Source organism: Streptomyces sp. NPDC091280, assembly GCF_044768565.1.
Lineage (GTDB): Bacteria > Actinomycetota > Actinomycetes > Streptomycetales > Streptomycetaceae > Streptomyces.
This window is the reverse complement of sequence record NZ_JBIVUZ010000009.1, coordinates 371,222-387,415: the sequence shown is the minus strand read 5'-3', so window position 1 is coordinate 387,415 and position 16,194 is coordinate 371,222. Positions and strand designations below refer to the sequence as shown.

General features: G+C 70.7%; 17 protein-coding genes. 5 read left to right on the top strand and 12 right to left on the bottom strand.

Annotated features, from left to right (window positions below; translation table 11 throughout):
* Nucleotides 1-81: 81 nt before the first annotated feature.
* From ACIQPR_RS27950 to ACIQPR_RS27920, 7 genes are all read right to left on the bottom strand, one after another.
* On the bottom strand, nt 82-1,296 hold the full coding sequence (locus ACIQPR_RS27950) for an acyl-CoA dehydrogenase family protein (protein ID WP_403653620.1): 1,215 nt from the start codon (nt 1,294-1,296) through the stop codon (nt 82-84).
* Nucleotides 1,297-1,302: 6 nt separating this feature from the next.
* A complete protein-coding gene (locus ACIQPR_RS27945; RefSeq protein ID WP_403653617.1) occupies nt 1,303-2,325 on the bottom strand; it encodes a phosphotransferase family protein in 1,023 nt (340 codons plus the stop codon).
* Nucleotides 2,326-2,479: 154 nt separating this feature from the next.
* Nucleotides 2,480-2,776 carry a hypothetical protein gene (locus ACIQPR_RS27940; protein WP_403653613.1) on the bottom strand — a complete coding sequence of 99 codons (297 nt, stop codon included), beginning with the start codon at nt 2,774-2,776 and terminating at the stop codon, nt 2,480-2,482.
* 182 nt (nt 2,777-2,958) lie between these two features.
* Nucleotides 2,959-3,276 carry a DUF202 domain-containing protein gene (locus ACIQPR_RS27935; protein WP_403653610.1) on the bottom strand — a complete coding sequence of 106 codons (318 nt, stop codon included), beginning with the start codon at nt 3,274-3,276 and terminating at the stop codon, nt 2,959-2,961.
* Nucleotides 3,273-3,665 carry a YidH family protein gene (locus ACIQPR_RS27930; RefSeq protein WP_403653607.1) on the bottom strand — a complete coding sequence of 131 codons (393 nt, stop codon included), beginning with the start codon at nt 3,663-3,665 and terminating at the stop codon, nt 3,273-3,275. Before ACIQPR_RS27930 ends, ACIQPR_RS27935 begins: the two co-directional genes overlap by 4 nt.
* A 10-nt stretch (nt 3,666-3,675) precedes the next feature.
* Nucleotides 3,676-4,197: an NUDIX domain-containing protein gene (locus ACIQPR_RS27925; RefSeq protein WP_403653604.1), complete on the bottom strand. Its 522-nt coding sequence runs from the start codon at nt 4,195-4,197 to the stop codon at nt 3,676-3,678.
* Nucleotides 4,198-4,223: 26 nt separating this feature from the next.
* On the bottom strand, nt 4,224-5,117 hold the full coding sequence (locus tag ACIQPR_RS27920) for a DMT family transporter (RefSeq protein ID WP_403653601.1): 894 nt from the start codon (nt 5,115-5,117) through the stop codon (nt 4,224-4,226).
* 353 nt (nt 5,118-5,470) lie between these two features.
* Between ACIQPR_RS27920 and ACIQPR_RS27915 the strand changes: the two genes are divergently transcribed.
* The 4 genes from ACIQPR_RS27915 (at nt 5,471) to ACIQPR_RS27900 (ending at nt 9,639) form a co-directional block, all read left to right on the top strand.
* A complete protein-coding gene (locus tag ACIQPR_RS27915; RefSeq protein ID WP_403653598.1) occupies nt 5,471-6,421 on the top strand; it encodes a hypothetical protein in 951 nt (316 codons plus the stop codon).
* 165 nt (nt 6,422-6,586) lie between these two features.
* Nucleotides 6,587-8,140 (top strand): APC family permease, encoded by a 1,554-nt coding sequence (locus ACIQPR_RS27910; protein ID WP_403653595.1) that lies wholly within the window; start codon nt 6,587-6,589, stop codon nt 8,138-8,140.
* Between the two features lie 124 nt (nt 8,141-8,264).
* A complete protein-coding gene (locus ACIQPR_RS27905) occupies nt 8,265-9,020 on the top strand; it encodes a molybdopterin-dependent oxidoreductase (RefSeq protein WP_403653592.1) in 756 nt (251 codons plus the stop codon).
* The gene (locus ACIQPR_RS27900; protein WP_403653589.1) at nt 9,004-9,639 is read left to right on the top strand and encodes a cytochrome b/b6 domain-containing protein; all 636 of its coding nucleotides are present in this window, start codon (nt 9,004-9,006) and stop codon (nt 9,637-9,639) included. Before ACIQPR_RS27905 ends, ACIQPR_RS27900 begins: the two co-directional genes overlap by 17 nt.
* A gap of 436 nt (nt 9,640-10,075) precedes the next feature.
* Here the strand turns inward: ACIQPR_RS27900 and ACIQPR_RS27895 are convergent, their stop codons facing one another.
* From ACIQPR_RS27895 to ACIQPR_RS27885, 3 genes are read right to left on the bottom strand one after another with little or no spacing between them, the layout of a single operon-like run.
* The gene (locus ACIQPR_RS27895; protein WP_403653586.1) at nt 10,076-10,834 is read right to left on the bottom strand and encodes an SDR family oxidoreductase; all 759 of its coding nucleotides are present in this window, start codon (nt 10,832-10,834) and stop codon (nt 10,076-10,078) included.
* A 10-nt stretch (nt 10,835-10,844) separates the two neighbouring features.
* Nucleotides 10,845-12,242, bottom strand: a complete 1,398-nt coding sequence (locus ACIQPR_RS27890; protein ID WP_403653583.1) for a gluconate:H+ symporter — start codon at nt 12,240-12,242, stop codon at nt 10,845-10,847.
* Nucleotides 12,243-12,297: 55 nt separating this feature from the next.
* Complete coding sequence (locus ACIQPR_RS27885; RefSeq protein WP_403653580.1) at nt 12,298-12,816, bottom strand: gluconokinase; 519 nt, start codon at nt 12,814-12,816, stop codon at nt 12,298-12,300.
* 130 nt (nt 12,817-12,946) lie between these two features.
* On the opposite strand from ACIQPR_RS27885, the gene ACIQPR_RS27880 reads away from it, so the two are divergent.
* On the top strand, nt 12,947-13,648 hold the full coding sequence (locus ACIQPR_RS27880) for a FadR/GntR family transcriptional regulator (RefSeq protein WP_403653577.1): 702 nt from the start codon (nt 12,947-12,949) through the stop codon (nt 13,646-13,648).
* A 3-nt stretch (nt 13,649-13,651) separates the two neighbouring features.
* On the opposite strand, the gene ACIQPR_RS27875 is transcribed toward ACIQPR_RS27880, so the two are convergent.
* Together ACIQPR_RS27875 and ACIQPR_RS27870 are read right to left on the bottom strand one after the other, a co-directional pair.
* Nucleotides 13,652-14,053: a YchJ family protein gene (locus ACIQPR_RS27875; protein ID WP_403653574.1), complete on the bottom strand. Its 402-nt coding sequence runs from the start codon at nt 14,051-14,053 to the stop codon at nt 13,652-13,654.
* A gap of 783 nt (nt 14,054-14,836) precedes the next feature.
* Nucleotides 14,837-16,180 (bottom strand): M1 family metallopeptidase, encoded by a 1,344-nt coding sequence (locus tag ACIQPR_RS27870; RefSeq protein ID WP_403653571.1) that lies wholly within the window; start codon nt 16,178-16,180, stop codon nt 14,837-14,839.
* Nucleotides 16,181-16,194: the final 14 nt, after the last annotated feature.

Below are 16,194 nucleotides of genomic sequence, written 5' to 3'. Positions count from 1 at the left end.
GGGAACGGGGCTGGAAGGGACGCGACCGCTCTTCCAGCCCCACAGGTCACCACAGGTAACGCTCACCACAGGTACCGCTTACTACAGGTACTGCTTCAACTCCCGGCGGGCCAGGGAGCGTTGGTGCACCTCGTCCGGGCCGTCCGCCAGCATCAGGGTGCGGGCGGACGCGTACAGCTCCGCCAGCGGGAAGTCCTGGCTGACCCCGCCCGCGCCGTGCAGCTGGATCGCCTTGTCGAGGATGCCGACCACCGTGCGCGGGGTGGCGATCTTGATGGCCTGGATCTCCGCGTGGGCGCCCTTGTTGCCGACCGTGTCCATCATCCACGCCGTCTTCAGGACCAGCAGCCGCAGCTGCTCCACGGCGACCCGGGCGTCCGCGATCCAGTTGTGGACGACGCCTTGTTGAGCCAGCGCCTTGCCGAACGCGACGCGGGACACGGCTCGTCGGCACATCAGCTCGATCGCGCGCTCGGCCATGCCGATCAGCCGCATGCAGTGGTGGATACGGCCCGGGCCGAGCCGCGCCTGCGCGATGGCGAAGCCGCCGCCCTCCTCGCCGATCAGATTCGTCACCGGCACGCACGCGTGGTCGAAGACGACCTCGGCGTGGCCGCCGTGCGAGTGGTCCTCGTAGCCGAAGACCTGCATCGCGCGCTTGACCGTGACGCCCGGGGTGTCGCGCGGGACCAGGACCATCGACTGCTGGCGGCGGATGTCGGCGCCGTCCGGGTCGGTCTTGCCCATCACGATGAAGATCTTGCAGTCCGGGTTCATCGCCCCGGAGATGTACCACTTGCGGCCGGTGATGACGTAGTCGTCGCCGTCCCGCTCGATGAGCGTCGTGATGTTCGTGGCGTCCGAGGAGGCGACCTCCGGCTCGGTCATCGCGAACGCCGAGCGGATCTCGCCCGCGAGCAGCGGCTCCAGCCACTGCTTCTTCTGCTGCTCGTCGCCGAACTGGAAGAGCACCTCCATGTTGCCGGTGTCCGGTGCCGCGCAGTTCAGCGCGGTGGGCGCCAAGTGCGGGGAGCGGCCGGTGATCTCGGCCAGCGGGGCGTACTGGAGGTTGGTCAGACCCGCGCCGTACTCGGCGTCGGGGAGGAAGAGGTTCCACAGGCCCTGCCTGCGGGCCTCCGCCTTCAACTCGCCTACCACGGCCGGGGTTTCCCACGGTGAGACGAGCCGCGCGCGCTGTTCCTCGGCGACCGGCTCGGCCGGGTAGACGTACTCGTCCATGAAGGCCAGGAGCTTGGCGCGCAGTTCCTCGGTGTGTGCGTCGAACGCGAAGTCCATGGTGGATCAGCCTTCCTGAAGGGTGGTCAGGCCGTGCTCGATGAAGACCGGTACCAGTTCGCCGATGCGGTCGAAGCCGCGACCGACCGTCTGGCCCAGGGTGTAGCGGTAGTGGATGCCCTCCAGGATCACGGCGAGCTTGAACCACGCGAACGCCGTGTACCAGGCGACCGCCGAGACGTCGCGTCCGGAGCGCGCGGCGTACCGCTCGATCAGCTCGGCCGGCGCCGGGTGGCCGGGGGCCGAGGCCGTCGTGGAGATGGGGGAGTCGGGCAGTTCCAGCGGGAGGCTGTACATCACCAGCAGGCCCAGGTCGGTGAGGGGGTCGCCGAGGGTCGACATCTCCCAGTCCAGGATCGCCTTGATCTTGTCGTCCGTGCCGATGAGGACGTTGTCGAGGCGGTAGTCGCCGTGGACGACGGTGGCGGTGGGGGAGGTGGGCAGGCGGCGGCCCAGAGCCGCGTGCAGTTCTTCCACACCGGGCAGTTCGCGGTTGCGCGATGCCGCCAACTGCTTGCCCCAGCGGCGCAGTTGGCGGTCCAGGAAGCCCTCGGGGCGGCCGAAGTCCGCGAGGCCGACCTCGGCGGGCACCACCGCGTGCAACTCGACCAGTGTGTCGACGAGTTCGAGTACCGCGCCCCGGGTGCGGTCCGGGCCGAGCGGGGCCAGCTGGTCGGCCGTGCGGTAGGGAGTGCCCTCGACGAACTCCATGACGTAGAACGGCGCGCCCAGCACCTCGTCGTCCTCGCACAGCAGCACCGGATTCGGTACCGGTACGTCGGTGGGGTGCAGGGCGCTGATCACCCGGTGCTCGCGCTTCATGTCGTGCGCGGTGGCCAGGACATGGCCCAGCGGGGGGCGTCGTACGACCCACTTGGCGGTGTTGTCGGTGATCGCGTAGGTGAGGTTCGACCGTCCGCCCTCGATCAGCCGGCCGGACAGGGGGCCGGTGACCAGACCGGGCCGCTCGCGGTCGAGCAGACCGCGCAGCCGGTCGAGGTCCAGTCCGGGCGGATGGTCGGGGCTCATACATCACTCCTGCGTATGGAGGAACAGGTACCGACCCATCATGCCGACCGGTCGGTATGTCGTCCAGTGCGGGAACGAAACGTGACTGGGGCCACGATAGGCCGACAGCTCCCCGCGTGGGGCGGCGGGGAGCTGCCGGATGCCCGGGTGGGGCTCAGTGGTCGTCCCAGTGGCCGTCGTGCTGGGCGTGCCGGTGGCCGTCGTGGACGTAGTCGACGTGGTCGCCGTGCAGCACGCTCTCGTGGCCGCAGTCCTGGCCGTGCTGGTGCTCGTGTTCCTGGTGCGCCACGTGGCCGCCGGGCTCGCACTCGTCCCAGTGGCCGCCGTGCTCGCGGTGCAGGTGCCCGTCGTGCGCGTAGTCGACGTGGTCGCCGTGCGGGACCGGGGCGTGACCGCAGTCCGGGCCGTGGGCGTGGGCGTGCGCGGAGTGCTCCAGGTGCAGGGTGGTCATGGTGCTCACCTTCGGAAGTGCGGGCGATGACGACGGACAGGTTGCCATGCGAATCGCCCATAACGGGGCATCCGAGGTGTGTGGCGCCGCTGCGGGTGTGTGGTGGGGGCGGGGGTGTGGTGGGGGCCGGGAGTGCGGGTGAGTGATCCGTCTCTGTCCCCGTCTCCGTTCTCGTCCCTCGGTCAGTACACGAGCACCGCCGCGCACACCGCCACGGCCACCGTGCAGAGTGCCGCCGCCGTGGCGCGCCGGGGGGCCAGGGGCGGGGGCGTGCTGTCGGTCGCGAGGGCGGTGATGCGCTGGTGGGCCACGGCCAGGAAGCCGAGCCAGAGCGCGCAGCACAGCGCGCAGACGATGACGCCCTCCGGCCGGACTCCGCCGTGCAGCGCCGCCTTCACGGCGAGGACCGCGGCCACCGTGCTCGACAGGGTCGTGCGGCGCCAGGCCAGCCGGGTGCGTTCGGGTTGCAGACCGGGGTCGCGGTCCGGGGGGCTCGTCATCCTTCCCATCCGGCCAGTACGACGATGACCATGGCCACAGCCACGATCGCCACGGCGATGCCGAGCAGCGCGGGGAAGCGGGACACGGGCAGGTCCTCGCCGTGGCGCATCGCCCGTTCGCAGCGCACCCAGTGGTTGACCGCGCGCAGGGAGCACAGGACGCCCGCCGCCAGGAGCGCGAGGGCCAGCCCCACCCGCCAGGCCCAGCGCAGGTCCGGCAGGAACTGGTCGACCGCGAAGCCGCCGCCGATCAGCGCCAGCGCGGTGCGCAGCCAGGCGAGGAAGGTGCGCTCGTTGGCCAGGGAGAAGCGGTAGTCGGGAGTGCTGCCCTCCTCGCTGATCTGCTGAGGTGCGAACCACAGTCGGACGTTCCGTGCGAAATCGATCACAGGAGCGACCCTATCCGGCCGTCCTGGAGTGGTACTCCTTGAGGCGTTCGTAGGCCGCCAGGCCGTCCGGTACCCACTCCCAGTCGTGCAGGCGCCGCACGATCTCGCCCTCTTCGAGGAAGGCGTGCCAGTCGACCTCCTCGACCTGGGGGCTGACCGGGAGTTCGCAGCGCACCTCGTACACCGCCGACCACCAGGTCCGGCCCGCGCCGTCGTCGTACAGGAACTTGAAGAGGAAGCCGGGCTGGGGGAGGCCGGTGACGCCGAGTTCCTCCTCCGCCTCGCGCAGGGCCGCCTCGTCGTAGGACTCGCCGGCGCCGACCACCCCGCCGACGAACATGTCGTAGAGGGAGGGGAAGACGAGTTTGGTGGGAGTGCGGCGGTGGACGAAGACGCGGCCCTGGGCGTCCCGGGTCTGGACGAAGACCGCGCGGTGGCGCAGGCCCCGGGCGTAGGCCTCGCCTCGTGGGGACCGGCCGATGACCTGGTCGTGTTCGTCGACGATGTCCAGGATTTCGTCAGCTGCGCTCATGGACCCATCCAAACAGGGGAGGGCGGTCAGCGGGGCTGGAGGTTCAGGGCGGGCTGCGGCTTCGTCGTGCCGCGCGGCATCGCGGGGTGCATGCCGAGCAGCAGGATGCCCACGACGATGCCCGCCAGGCCCACCGCCTCCCAGGCCAGCGCCCCGGTGTCGGTGCGCAGCCGGTCGCCCAGGAAGCCCACTCCGCAGATGATCCCGGCCAGCGGCTGGGCGGCGGTGAGAGCCGGCAGCGACATGCGCAGGGGGGCCGTCTCGAACGCGCTCTGGACGAGGACCAGGCCCGTCACCCCGAGGGCCAGCACGCCGTACGGCTGCCAGCCGGTGAGGAGTTCGGTGAGGCCGCCCTCGGTGAAGCGCTGGCCGCTGACCCGGGTCAGCGCGTCCTGGACGCCGTAGAGGAGACCGGCGGCCAGGGCCAGCAGGACCGGGCCCGAGCTGAGGCGGGAGCGTTTGGCGTAGGTCGTGAGGAGGAGGGCCAGGCCCACCATCGCGCCGATGATCAGCCAGTGCCGGAAGGGGTCCGTGACCGGAGTGCCGCTGCGCGGTTCGCCCGCGACGATGAACGTCGTCACACCGCCGGCCAGCAGGGCCAGGCCCGTCCAGCCCTGGCGGCCCAAGGGCTGTCTGGTCTGCTTGCGGGAGAGCGCCAGGGCGAAGAGGAGGTTCGTGGCGAGGAGCGGCTCGACGAGGGAGACCTCGCCCTGGGACAGCGCTATCGCGCCCAGCACCATGCCCGCGACCATCAGGGCGATACCGCCGAGCCAGCGCGGCACCCGCATCAGGTCGAGGAGGATTCTCGGGGAGAGGAAGTCGCTCAGAGGTGCCTGCTGGGCCGCGTTCTGCTGGAGCACGAACCCGAAGCCGAGGCAACAGGCCGCACTCACCGAGAGCATCAGAACCAGAACCGACACGCTGCGTACCTCGATCGTTGGGCCGGGCTACGGGATGCGTTTGGGCGACTGTAGCGCCCCGGGGTCCGGCGTGCCCCTGGAAGTTCCCGGAAGCGGGACCGTGCTGCCATGGTCCGCCGCCGTGGGTCCGAGCGCCATGGCGTACGCCACACCGGTTACCCGTGAACGCTTGGGAGCGTACCGTCCCGGGTAGAGGTTGTGGCCACAAGTGCCTTTTGTGAAAAGGTAGTTGACAGGAGTAACAGCCGTACGGCACTTGACGCGAAGTGTTGGCTGGGGGTTTGCTGTGCGTGATCGGCCGATGGCGCGCCGATGTCCCGCAGCGTCGCGTGAGGAACGTGAGGAATACCCGGGTGTCCCCACCCCCGCCACCCCTCGGGCGCCGCCACAGACGAGCGGCCCAGGCGTTCGACGCCGCCCTCGACGACGCGGAACTGGTCGCCGCGCGCGCCGCGTTGGCCCAGGGCCGCTGGCAGGCGGCGCGGGGGCTGCTCGCCCAGACGGGCGACGAATGGGATCTGCGCGCCCACCGCGTCACCGTCCTCGCCCTGGAGTCCTATACCGCCGCCTGGGCCCGTGACTGGCTGCTCGCCGAACCCGAGTCCGCCGACGCCTCCGTGCTGCTCGCCGTCGCCCTGGTCCAGCGGGTACTGGCCGGCAAGGAGAAGCCCGTCAGGGCCCGCGACGCCTGTCGTGCGGCGGCGGCCCGGGTGCCCGCGGACCCGACGCCCTGGCTCGGACTGCTGCTCCTGGAGCACAGCCTCGGCACCGACGAGGACGTCGTGCGGCTCTTCGACGAGGTCCGCCACCGGCACGCCGACCACCACCACGCCCACCATCTGATGGTCGCCAGGCTGGCCGAACGGCGGGCCGCCGCCGGAGTCGACCCGCTGCACGAGGTCTACGACTTCGCCTACTGGGCCGCCGAACAGGCCCCCGCCGACTCCCCGCTCGCCATCCTGCCGGTCATCGCGCACACCGAGCGCTACCGGGTGCTGGCCGCCGCCGGTCTGGAGCCCGTCGATCCGGCCGCCTCCGGGCACTGGTCGGGGCGCCGGGCCCGGCAGGTGATGAAGGCCGCCTTCGACTGGTGGCTGGAGTGGGAGCACGAGGGCCATCCGCGCCGCCTGGTCGACCTCAACTTCCTCGCCCACGCCAAGTGCTGCGAGGGCCGCAGCGCCGAGGCCGCCGCCCTGTTCCACCGCATCGGGGAACACCCGACCCCGGCCCCCTGGTCCTACCCGGACCGCGACCCGCTCACCGCTTTCCGTGCCGCACGCGAGCACGCGCTCGGTACGTCGTAACGCCGCCGTAGCGAGGTAGCGCGACCGTAGCGACGAACACGTCTCAACGCACACGTCTCAACGAATACGTCTCAACGAGCCCGTAGCAACGCCCCCGTAGTAACGAACCCATAGCAACGCCCCCGTAGCAACGAACCCGTAGCGACCCCGAAAGGACGTCCCGCCATGACGACGGGCAGTTCCAGCACGAGCAGCGCCACCGCGGACGGCGGCGGCAGCGGCATCAGTACGTTCAGAGGGCAGGAGCGCGCCCTGCGTGCCGACCGCCTCGGTACCGGAGGCCTGTTGCTCTCCGTACTCGCGGCGACCGCGCCCCTCATGGTGGTCGCAGGTGTCATGCCCACCACATTCGCGGTGATGGGCATCGAAGGGCAGCCGCTCCTCTTCGTCCTCCTCGGCGTCGTCCTGGTGCTCTTCAGCGTCGGCTACGCCGAGATGAGCCGGCACGTCCACAACGCGGGCGCCTTCTACGCCTACATCTCCCGCGGCCTCGGCGGCACCGCCGGCGCGAGCGCGGCCCTGGTGGCACTCGTCGCGTACAACGCCCTCCAGGTCGGCATCTACGGCATCTTCGGCTTCGAGGTCTCCGGACTGTTCTCCACCTACGCCGACCTCCAAGTCGCCTGGTGGATACCGGCGTTGGCCGGTGTCCTCGTCGTCGGCGGGCTCGGCTGGCTGAAGATCGACGTCAACGCGCGCGTGCTCGGCGTCCTGCTGGTCATCGAGGTCGCGCTCGTCGTCATCTTCGACATCGCGGCCGTCGCCGACCCCGCCAAGGAGGGCCTGTCGTTGCACGCCTTCAACCCCGACACCCTCAGCGGCGCCGGGGTGGGCACCGCCCTGTGCTTCTGCATCGCCGCCTTCCTCGGCTTCGAACAGGCCCCCGTGTACGCCGAGGAGACCAGCCGCCCGCACATCCTGGTGCCGCGCGTGATGTTCCTCGCGGTCGGCGGCGTCGCGGTCTTCTTCGCACTGAGCTGCTGGGCGATCACCGTGGCGACGGGCCCCTCCCAGGTCGTCGGCGTCTCCCAGAAGCAGAGCGCCGGCCTGCTCTTCTACCTGACCGAGTCCCGGCTCGGCGGCACCTTCACCGACGTGCTGCACGTCCTGTTCGTCACCGGCATGTTCGCGGCCATGCTCAGCTTCCACAACGTCGTCGCCCGGTACGCCTTCGCCATGGGCCGCGAGGGCCTGCTGCCGGCCGCCTTCGGCCGGACGACCGGCTCCAGCGGCGCCCCCGGCACCGGCTCGCTGTTGCAGACCGCCGTGTCCGCCGTGATCGTGATCGTCTTCGCGCTCGCCGACGACAAGCCGACCGGCGACCCCACCGAACCGGTCCTGCACCTGTTCACCTGGTTCGGCAACATCGGCGCCCTCGGCGTGATCGTGCTGATGGCCGCCGCCTGCCTCTCGGTGATCGTCTTCTTCGCCCGCCGCGGCTCGGCCCGCGCCCAGGCCTGGCGGCTGGTCACCTCCGTGCTCTCCGGCGGCGCGCTCGTCGTCATCGCCGTCTACACCGTCAAGGACTTCGACGTCCTGGTCGGCGCGGGCCCCGGCTCCTCGCTGAGCTGGATCCTGCCCGGCACCGTCGGCCTCGCACTGCTCGTCGGCCTGGCCCAGGGCCTGCTGCTGCGCTCCCGCAACCCCGAGGCGCACGCCCGCATCGGGCTCGGCAACGAGGCGTTCCAACTGGACAAGGCGGCCACCGAGACGCCGTAGGAAGCTGTCGCCGGGCTGTCGTCCGGCTGTCGTTGCTGAGAAGCACGTAAGAAGTGGTTACGGAAGTCTGACGAGCACCCGCGTTCCCTGGCCGCGCCGGGGCCGCGGGTGTTCGAATGAATACGTGAACTCTGAACCAACCGAGTCGCCCGAGCCGTCCGAGGAGGAGCGGGAAGCGCAGGGCCGGCCCGTCGGCCGCCGTGTCTTCCTCGGCACTCTCGGCCTGGGCGCCCTCGGCGTCGTGTCCGCGCCGGTCCTCCAGCGCGGCATGGACGGGATCCTCGGCGCCCTCTCGGGCGAGGACCCCACCGGACTGACCGGACTGCTCCCGAACGGCGGCGGCTTCCGCTACTACTCCGTCACCGGGTCCGTACCGAACAAGAACGCCGAGAACTACCGGCTGACCGTCGACGGCCTGGTCGACAAACCGGCGACCTACACCCTCGCCGACCTGCGCGCGCTGCCGCAGACCCGGCTGGTCAAGGACGTCCAGTGCGTCACCGGCTGGCGGGTCCCCGGGACCCCCTTCGAGGGGGTGCGACTGTCCCGGCTCCTGGACGCCGCGGGAGTGCGTGCCAAGGCCGGGGCGGTTCGCTTCACCTGCTTCGACGGCGCCTACACCGAGAGCCTCACCCTCGACCAGGCCCGCCGCTCCGACATCCTGGTCGCCCTGCGCATGCAGGACAAGCCGCTGGGCCACGACCACGGCGGCCCGGTCCGGCTCTACGTCGCCCCGATGTACTTCTACAAATCCGCGAAGTGGCTCTCCGGCATCACGGTCACCGAGCACGTCAAGCCCGGCTACTGGGAGGATCGGGGCTACGACGTCGACGCCTGGGTCGGCAGGTCGAACGGACGCGACGATGACCCTACGAGCTGAAGCCCACGCCCCGCGCACCGAACCCTCGGCCCGGGTCCGGCGGTTCGGCCGCGCCGACCGCTGGGTGCACCGGGCGACGGCCGCGCTGATGGGCGTCTGCGTCGCCACGGCGGCCTGCCTCTACATCCCCGAGTTCGCCGAACTCGTCGGCCGCCGCCAACTCGTCGTCCGCATCCACGAGTTGGCAGGCGTCGCGCTGCCCGTGCCGGTCCTCTTCGGCCTGTTCTCCCGGGGCTTCCGCATCAACCTCGGCTTCCTCAACCGCTTCGGCCCGCACGACCGCGTCTGGCTGCGCGGCGCCCTGCTGCGCGACAAGCGCCGCTCGGCCCGCCCGGCCGACAAGTTCAACGCCGGCCAGAAGATCTACGCCAACTGGATCGCCGGCGCGAGCCTGGTCATGCTCGGCACGGGCCTGATGATGTGGTTCACCCACCTCACCCCGATCATGTGGCGCACCAGCGCGACCTTCGTCCACGACTGGCTCGCCCTCACGATCGGCATCGTCCTGGGCGGCCACATCGGGATGGCACTCGGGGACCCGGAGGCACGCGAGGGCCTGCGCACGGGATCGGTGAGCAGAGAGTGGGCCAAGCGCGAACACCCGCTGTGGAAGCCCTAGGAGGCCTGGGCCGATGAACCCGCCTGGGCCGACGACCCGGCCCGGTCCGGACTCGGGCCCGGCGGGAGCATCCCGTGCCGGACGGCCACCCGCCGTGCCTACCCGGCGCCGACACGCGTCGAGGCCTGCCGCCACCCCGGACGCCTCGACGCCGACAGCGGCCTCCGAAGGCCGCTCGCAGTCGTCCGGGTCGTCGGAGCTCGCGGCGGTGTCGGCACCGGCCGCCTTCGCCGCCGCGACGGCCAGGCGGCCGATCGGCCCGCGCCGGTGACCAGCACCCGGCGTCCGGTCATCTCTCCCGCCCGGCCGTCAATCCCCCCTGTACGTACGGGAAGCGGGCCGCGCTGCCCAGACGCGCGGTGTGTCCGGCAGACGTTGCGCCGCTCGTCCTGACAGCGGATCACGCAACCCGGCATGTCGTCCGCGCTCCCCTTCCCTACAGCACGCTCGTCATGCCGCCGTCGACGTACAGCACCTGTCCGCTCACGAAGTCCGCGGCGGGGGACGCCAGGAACAGCACTCCGCCGACCAGGTCGTCCGTGCTGCCCCAGCGTCCGGCCGGGGTCCGCCTGCGCACCCAGGCGCTGAACTCCTCGTCCTGGACCAGGGGTTGGGTCAGTTCTGTGGCGATGTAGCCGGGACCGAGGCCGTTGACCTGGACGCCGGACGGGCCCCAGTCGGCGCACATGCCCTTGGTGAGCATCTTCAGGGCGCCCTTGGTGGCCGCGTAGGGCGCGATGCCCGGGCGGGCCACCTCGCTCTGCAACGAGCAGATGTTGATGATCTTCCCGTGCCCGCGTTCCGTCATCCGCCGGGCCGCCTCGCGGCCGACCAGGAAAGCGCTGGTGAGGTTGGTGTCGATGATCCGGTGCCAGTCGGAGTCGGTGAACTCCAGGAGCGGGGCGCGCAGTTGCATGCCCGCGTTGTTGACCAGGATGTCCAGCGGGCCGACCCGGTCCTCGATGTCCTTGATCCCGGCGGCCACTGACGGACCGTCGGTCACGTCGAAGGCCGCCGTGCGGACGTCGCCGGGCAGCGCGGCGGCGGCCTCGGCGAGGCGTCCGCCGTCCCGTCCGTTCAGGACGACCGTGCAGCCGGCCTCCAACAGGCCCCGCGCAAGGGCGAGTCCGATGCCCCGGCTGGAACCGGTGACCAGAGCCGTACGGCCACTGATGTCGAAGAGCGGATGACTCATTCCCGTACCCCTAGATGATCAGCGAGAGCAGGAGGACCAGTCCGCCGGCGACCACCGAGATGATCGTCTCCATGACGGACCAGGTCTTGAGGGTCTGGCCGACGCTCAGGCCGAAGTACTCCTTCACCAGCCAGAATCCGGCGTCGTTGACATGGCTGAAGAAGACCGAGCCCGCGCCGATCGCCAGCACGAGCAGGGCGGTGTGGGTCGAGGACATGTCGGCGGCCAGCGGGGCGACCAGACCGGCCGCCGAGATGGTCGCGACCGTCGCCGAACCGGTCGCCAGCCGGATCGCCACCGCGATCAGCCAGGCCAGCAGCAGCGCCGGGATCGACCAGTCCTTGGAGATGTCCAGGATCATCTGGCCGACGCCCGAGTCGATCAGCGTCTGCTTGAAGCCGCCGCCCGCGCCGACGATGAGCAGGATGCCCGCGATCGGCAGCAGGCCCTTCTCGACGGTCGAGGACAGCCGTTCCCTGGTGAAACCGGCCGGGCGGCCGAGCGTGAACATCCCGACCACGACGGCCGCGAGCAGGGCGATCAGCGGGGAGCCGATGACGTCGAAGACGCGCTGCACGGTGTGCGTGGGATCGTCGACGACGATGTCGACCAGCGCCTTGGAGAGCATCAGCACGACCGGCAGCAGGATCGTGGCGAGGGTCGCGCCGAAGCCGGGCCGGTTCTCCAGGTCCTCCGAGGGGCGGGCCGGGATCATCCGCTCCGGGGCCTGGACGTCCACCCAGCGGGCGGCGACCTTGGAGAACAGCGGACCGGCGACGATCACCGTCGGGATGGCGACCAGCACGCCCAGCGCCAGGGTCAGACCGAGGTTGGCCTTGACGGCGTCGACGGCGACCAGCGGCCCGGGGTGCGGCGGAATGAGGCCGTGCATGACCGACAGCCCCGCCAGCGCCGGGATGCCGATCCGCATCAGCGAGTAGTTGCCGCGCTTGGCGACCATCAGCACGACCGGGATCAGCAGCACGATGCCGACCTCGAAGAACAGCGGCAGCCCGATCACCGAGGCGATCAGGACCATCGCCCACGGCATCGACCGGGGGCCCGCCTTCGCGAGGATCGTGTCGACGATCTGGTCCGCGCCGCCGGAGTCGGCGAGCAGCTTGCCGAGGATCGCGCCCAGCGCGATCAGCACACCCACACCGGCGACCGTCGAGCCGAGTCCGGTGGTGAAGCTGGTGATGGCCTTGTCCAGCGGCGCCCCGGCGAACGCGCCGAGCGCGAGCGAGCCGATGGTCAGCGCCAGGAAGGCGTGCATCTTGAACTTGGTGATGAGCAGGACGATGACGGCGATGCCCGCCAGTACGGCGATGCCCAGCTGCGCGTGGCCGGCCGAGGTGATGGGCTCGACGGGGTCCGCTGCCAGCATCTCGACGCTGAGTCTGGTCACGGTGGATTCCTTGCGGATACGGGGGGAGGGGTGGGGGGGCGACAGGTGGTGCGGGTCAGGAGGTGGGCTCGGGGACCTGCTCCAGCGCGGTCGTCGCCCGTTCGGCGATCTGCTCCGGGCCACCGCTGACGTCCACGGCGACACCGGCCTCGTCCGGCTCCAGCGGCTGGAGCGTGGCGAACTGGGAGTCGAGCAGCGCGGTCGGCATGAAGTGACCGTGCCGGTGCGCCATCCGGTCCTCGATGAGCGCGCGGTCGCCGGTGAGATGCACGAAGACGACCCCGGGGGCGGCGGCGCGGAGACGATCGCGGTACGAGCGCTTCAGCGCGGAGCTGCTGACGACCCCGCCGAGCCCGGCGCGCCCGTGCGCCCAGGAGCCGATGGCGTCCAGCCAGGGCCACCGGTCCTCGTCGGTCAGCGGCTGCCCGGCCGACATCTTGGCGATGTTGGCCTGCGGGTGGAAGTCGTCGCCCTCGGCGTACGGCACGCCGAGCCGGGCCGCGAGCAGGGGACCGATGGTGGTCTTCCCGGTGCCCGCTACGCCCATCACCACGACGACATGGGGGGTACGCATCGCTGCCTCACTGTCTCCGTCGACACCTGATGTCGATCCCACTGAAACCGATTAGGTACGACGAATTCAAGAGTCTGTGACATATAAGTCTGACTTTTTGGTGGGGTGACGCGCCCCGTACGCTGAGTGCATGACCAATCCGGGCCGCGGCCTGCACGGCCGTGTACTCGACGCCCTCGGCCCCGCCATCACCGCGGGCGACTACCCGCCGGGCAGCGTCCTGCGCACGGACGAACTCGCCAAGGACTTCGAGGTGTCCCGCTCCGTGATGCGCGAGGCGGTCCGCGTCCTCGAATCCATGCACCTGGTCGAGTCCCGCCGCCGCGTGGGCGTCACCGTCCGCCCCGAGGCCGAGTGGAACGTCTACGACCCACAGGTCATCCGCTGGCGCCTCGCGGGCGCCGACCGACCGCGCCAGCTGCGCTCCCTCACGGTGCTGCGCTCCGCGGTCGAGCCGATCGCGGCGGGCCTCGCGGCCAAGTTCGCCACGGCGGAGCAGTGCGCGGAACTCACCGAGTGCGCGATCGGCATGGTGGCCAACTCACGCGGCCACAAACTGGAGGCCTACCTCGTCCACGACGTGGCCTTCCACCGGGTGATCCTCGCCGCGTCCGGCAACGAGATGTTCGCCCGCCTCGGCGACGTCGTCACCGAGGTGCTGGCCGGCCGCACCCACCACGAGGTCATGTTCGAGGACCCCGACCCGGCCGCCGTCACCCTCCACGTCCAGGTCGCGGAGGCGGTCCGCGAGGGCGACGCGGTCCGCGCGGAGACGCTGACCCGGGAGATCACGATCGGCGCGCTCCAGGAACTGGACATCCTGGCGCCGTAGGCCTCAGTCCCCGATGAACTCCCCGTCGACGTAGACCCACGCCCCGTCGACCCGCTCGAACCGGCTCCGCTCGTGGATCGCCCCACCCCGGTAGGACGCCCGGAACGTCACGGTCCCCGCGGAATGGAACGCCGACCCGCCACTCGTCTCCAGCACCTCAAGCCCGGTCCACCGCATCCCCGGATCGAGCTCCAGGGGTTCGACGGGCCGCGTCCTCGGATGCCAACTACGCAGCAGATAGGGCGCGTCCAGCCGCACGAAGGCGGTGTACCGCGACCGCATCAACGCCTCGGCGGTGGGAGCGGCGGCGACACCTGAGTGGTACCGCCCACAGCAGTTGTCGTAGGGGGCGGGGAGGCCACAGGGACAGGAGGGGGTGACGGTGCGTCGGGGCATGGAGGACATTGTGCCGGGGTGACGCTGAGTGGCAGCGCCGCGTATGCCAGATCGACGCTCGACCGCGTGAAGCGGAGCCACCTGTGCTCGATCGCAGCGCGGGCGAGGAGCTGCTGCTCCGCGCTCTGTGGCACATCGTCGGTAGGCGTTGCATTGACGAACTGCACCAACAGGGCACCGGTGACCCGGGTGCCGATCTGTTTCATGAACCTGGGCGGTAGGACCCACTCGACCCCCGTGTACGGGGTCTGTTCGACAGTGCGGTGGACTCGCCTGACGTACCACTCGTGCCTGGGCATCTGAGGCGCGCTGCGCGCGGTCAGGTGAGCGGCCCCGGCCATCACCGGGGCGAGCACGGGAAATGTGCCCGTGGCTGCAGTGAGGTCACCCACGGCCTGCACGATGGGGGCGGCCGTGTGCAGGTCCGCTGCCAGGGTGGATCGCCACGCTCGTTCCGCCTTGACCGGTGGAAGGTGGTAGACGACAGCCTGGAGATCCTTGACCCGCCAACTGCCCATGGCCGGGAAGAGCAGTTCGACCCTCAGGTGCGGTGGCGTGTCCCCGGTGTATCCGAGGGTCCAGACGTACAGATTCGCCGTGAAATGGTGGGACGGGTGGGCCTGCCTGGCGAAGATCCGCTCCAGCGGAATGGACTGCGGCTCGGTCTCCCCGTAGACCTCCAGCCACTCACCCGTCCCCGCGTACAGCCGATTCCACGCAGACGCCATGACCTCACCCCCGTGCCGTCACTTGATACTCCGTCGGCCCCGCCCCCGCAACGGAACCGACCCCTCAGACCGCGATCCCCGTCTCCGCCGAAGGCATCGGTGGGAGTCGGGTGCCGTGTACCCAGGCCTCGAAGAGCTGGTCCAGGGGCTCGGAGGTGAAGCGGGAGGCGTGGGACGTGAACGTCGTTGTGGTCACCGTGCCGTTGCGGTGGACGCTGGCCCAGCTGCGCAGCATGCGGAAGAACGCGATGTCGCCCAGCGCGCAGCGCACCGCGTGGACGGTGACGCCGCCGCGTTCGTAGAGGCGGTCGTCGAACATGGACTTGCGGCCGGGGTCGGCGAGCCGCAGGTCCTGGGGGAGGGTGGAGAGCAACCGGTGCGCGGCGGCGGCGTGTTGGTGGGCCGTACGGCCGCCCGAGCGCTCGGACCACAGCCACTCCGCGTACTTGGCGAGGCCCTCGTTCAGCCAGATGTGCCGCCAGTCGGCGATGGAGACGCTGTTGCCGAACCACTGGTGGGCCAGTTCGTGCGCGACCAGTCGTTCCGAACCCCGGGCCCCGTCCACGTGGTTGGCGCCGAAGAGCGACAACCCCTGTGCCTCGACGGGGACATCGAGTTCCTCCTCCGTCACCACGACCGCGTACTCGTCGAAGGGGTACGGGCCGAACAGCTCCTGGAACAGCTCCATCATCGCGGGCTGACGGGCGAAGTCCCTTGAGAATGCCGGGAGCAGGTCCGAAGGGATGTGCCCGTGCTGCGGGACACCGCCGAGGCCGGGGTCGCCCAGCAGCACCGTCTGGTACTTGCCGATCGACAGACCGACCAGATAGCTCGACGTCGGTGCCGACTGCTCGTAGACCCACGTCGTCGTGGACGCCTTCGTCGTGCGCGTCAGCAGCCTGCCGCCCGCCACCACCGCGTACGCGGACGGCGTGGTGATCGAGATCTGGTACGACGCCTTGTCGGCGGGGCGGTCGTTGCACGGGTACCAGGACGGCGCCCCGATCGGCTGGCTCGCCACCAGCGCGCCGTCCGTCAACTCCTCCCAGCCGAGCCCGCCCCAAGGGCTGGCCACCGGCTTGGGGTTGCCCGACCAGTGCACCTCCACGGTGAACGCGGCACCGGCCCGCAACGGCTTCGCGGGGCGGACCCGGAGCCGGCCGCCGCGATGCGTGTAGTGCGGCTGGCGGCCGTCCACCCGGATCCGGCCGATCTTGAAGTCGCCCAGGTTCAGCTGGAATTCGGGCAGCGGAGCACGGCCCGCTATGGCGTTGATGCGGGCCGTGCCGGCGAGCCGGTTCGGGCCGGGGCGGTAGTCCAGCGCCAGCTCATAGCGGTGCACCCGGTAGCGGGCATCGCCGTTTGCCGGGAAATACGGGTCCGGACCCGCCGCCTGCTGAACGGTCACTGCTGCGTCTGCTC

Excerpts from the sequence above, each read along its gene's own strand:
- ACIQPR_RS27950 (WP_403653620.1), bottom strand. The coding sequence starts at position 1,296 with ATGGACTTCGCGTTCGACGCACACACCGAGGAACTGCGCGCCAAGCTC.
- ACIQPR_RS27875 (WP_403653574.1), bottom strand. The coding sequence starts at position 14,053 with ATGTCCTCCATGCCCCGACGCACCGTCACCCCCTCCTGTCCCTGTGGC.
- ACIQPR_RS27925 (WP_403653604.1), bottom strand. The coding sequence starts at position 4,197 with ATGAGCGCAGCTGACGAAATCCTGGACATCGTCGACGAACACGACCAG.
- ACIQPR_RS27880 (WP_403653577.1), top strand. The coding sequence starts at position 12,947 with ATGACCAATCCGGGCCGCGGCCTGCACGGCCGTGTACTCGACGCCCTC.
- ACIQPR_RS27895 (WP_403653586.1), bottom strand. The coding sequence starts at position 10,834 with ATGAGTCATCCGCTCTTCGACATCAGTGGCCGTACGGCTCTGGTCACC.
- ACIQPR_RS27935 (WP_403653610.1), bottom strand. The coding sequence starts at position 3,276 with ATGACGAGCCCCCCGGACCGCGACCCCGGTCTGCAACCCGAACGCACC.
- ACIQPR_RS27945 (WP_403653617.1), bottom strand. The coding sequence starts at position 2,325 with ATGAGCCCCGACCATCCGCCCGGACTGGACCTCGACCGGCTGCGCGGT.
- ACIQPR_RS27885 (WP_403653580.1), bottom strand. The coding sequence starts at position 12,816 with ATGCGTACCCCCCATGTCGTCGTGGTGATGGGCGTAGCGGGCACCGGG.
- ACIQPR_RS27900 (WP_403653589.1), top strand. The coding sequence starts at position 9,004 with ATGACCCTACGAGCTGAAGCCCACGCCCCGCGCACCGAACCCTCGGCC.
- ACIQPR_RS27910 (WP_403653595.1), top strand. The coding sequence starts at position 6,587 with ATGACGACGGGCAGTTCCAGCACGAGCAGCGCCACCGCGGACGGCGGC.
- ACIQPR_RS27940 (WP_403653613.1), bottom strand. The coding sequence starts at position 2,776 with ATGACCACCCTGCACCTGGAGCACTCCGCGCACGCCCACGCCCACGGC.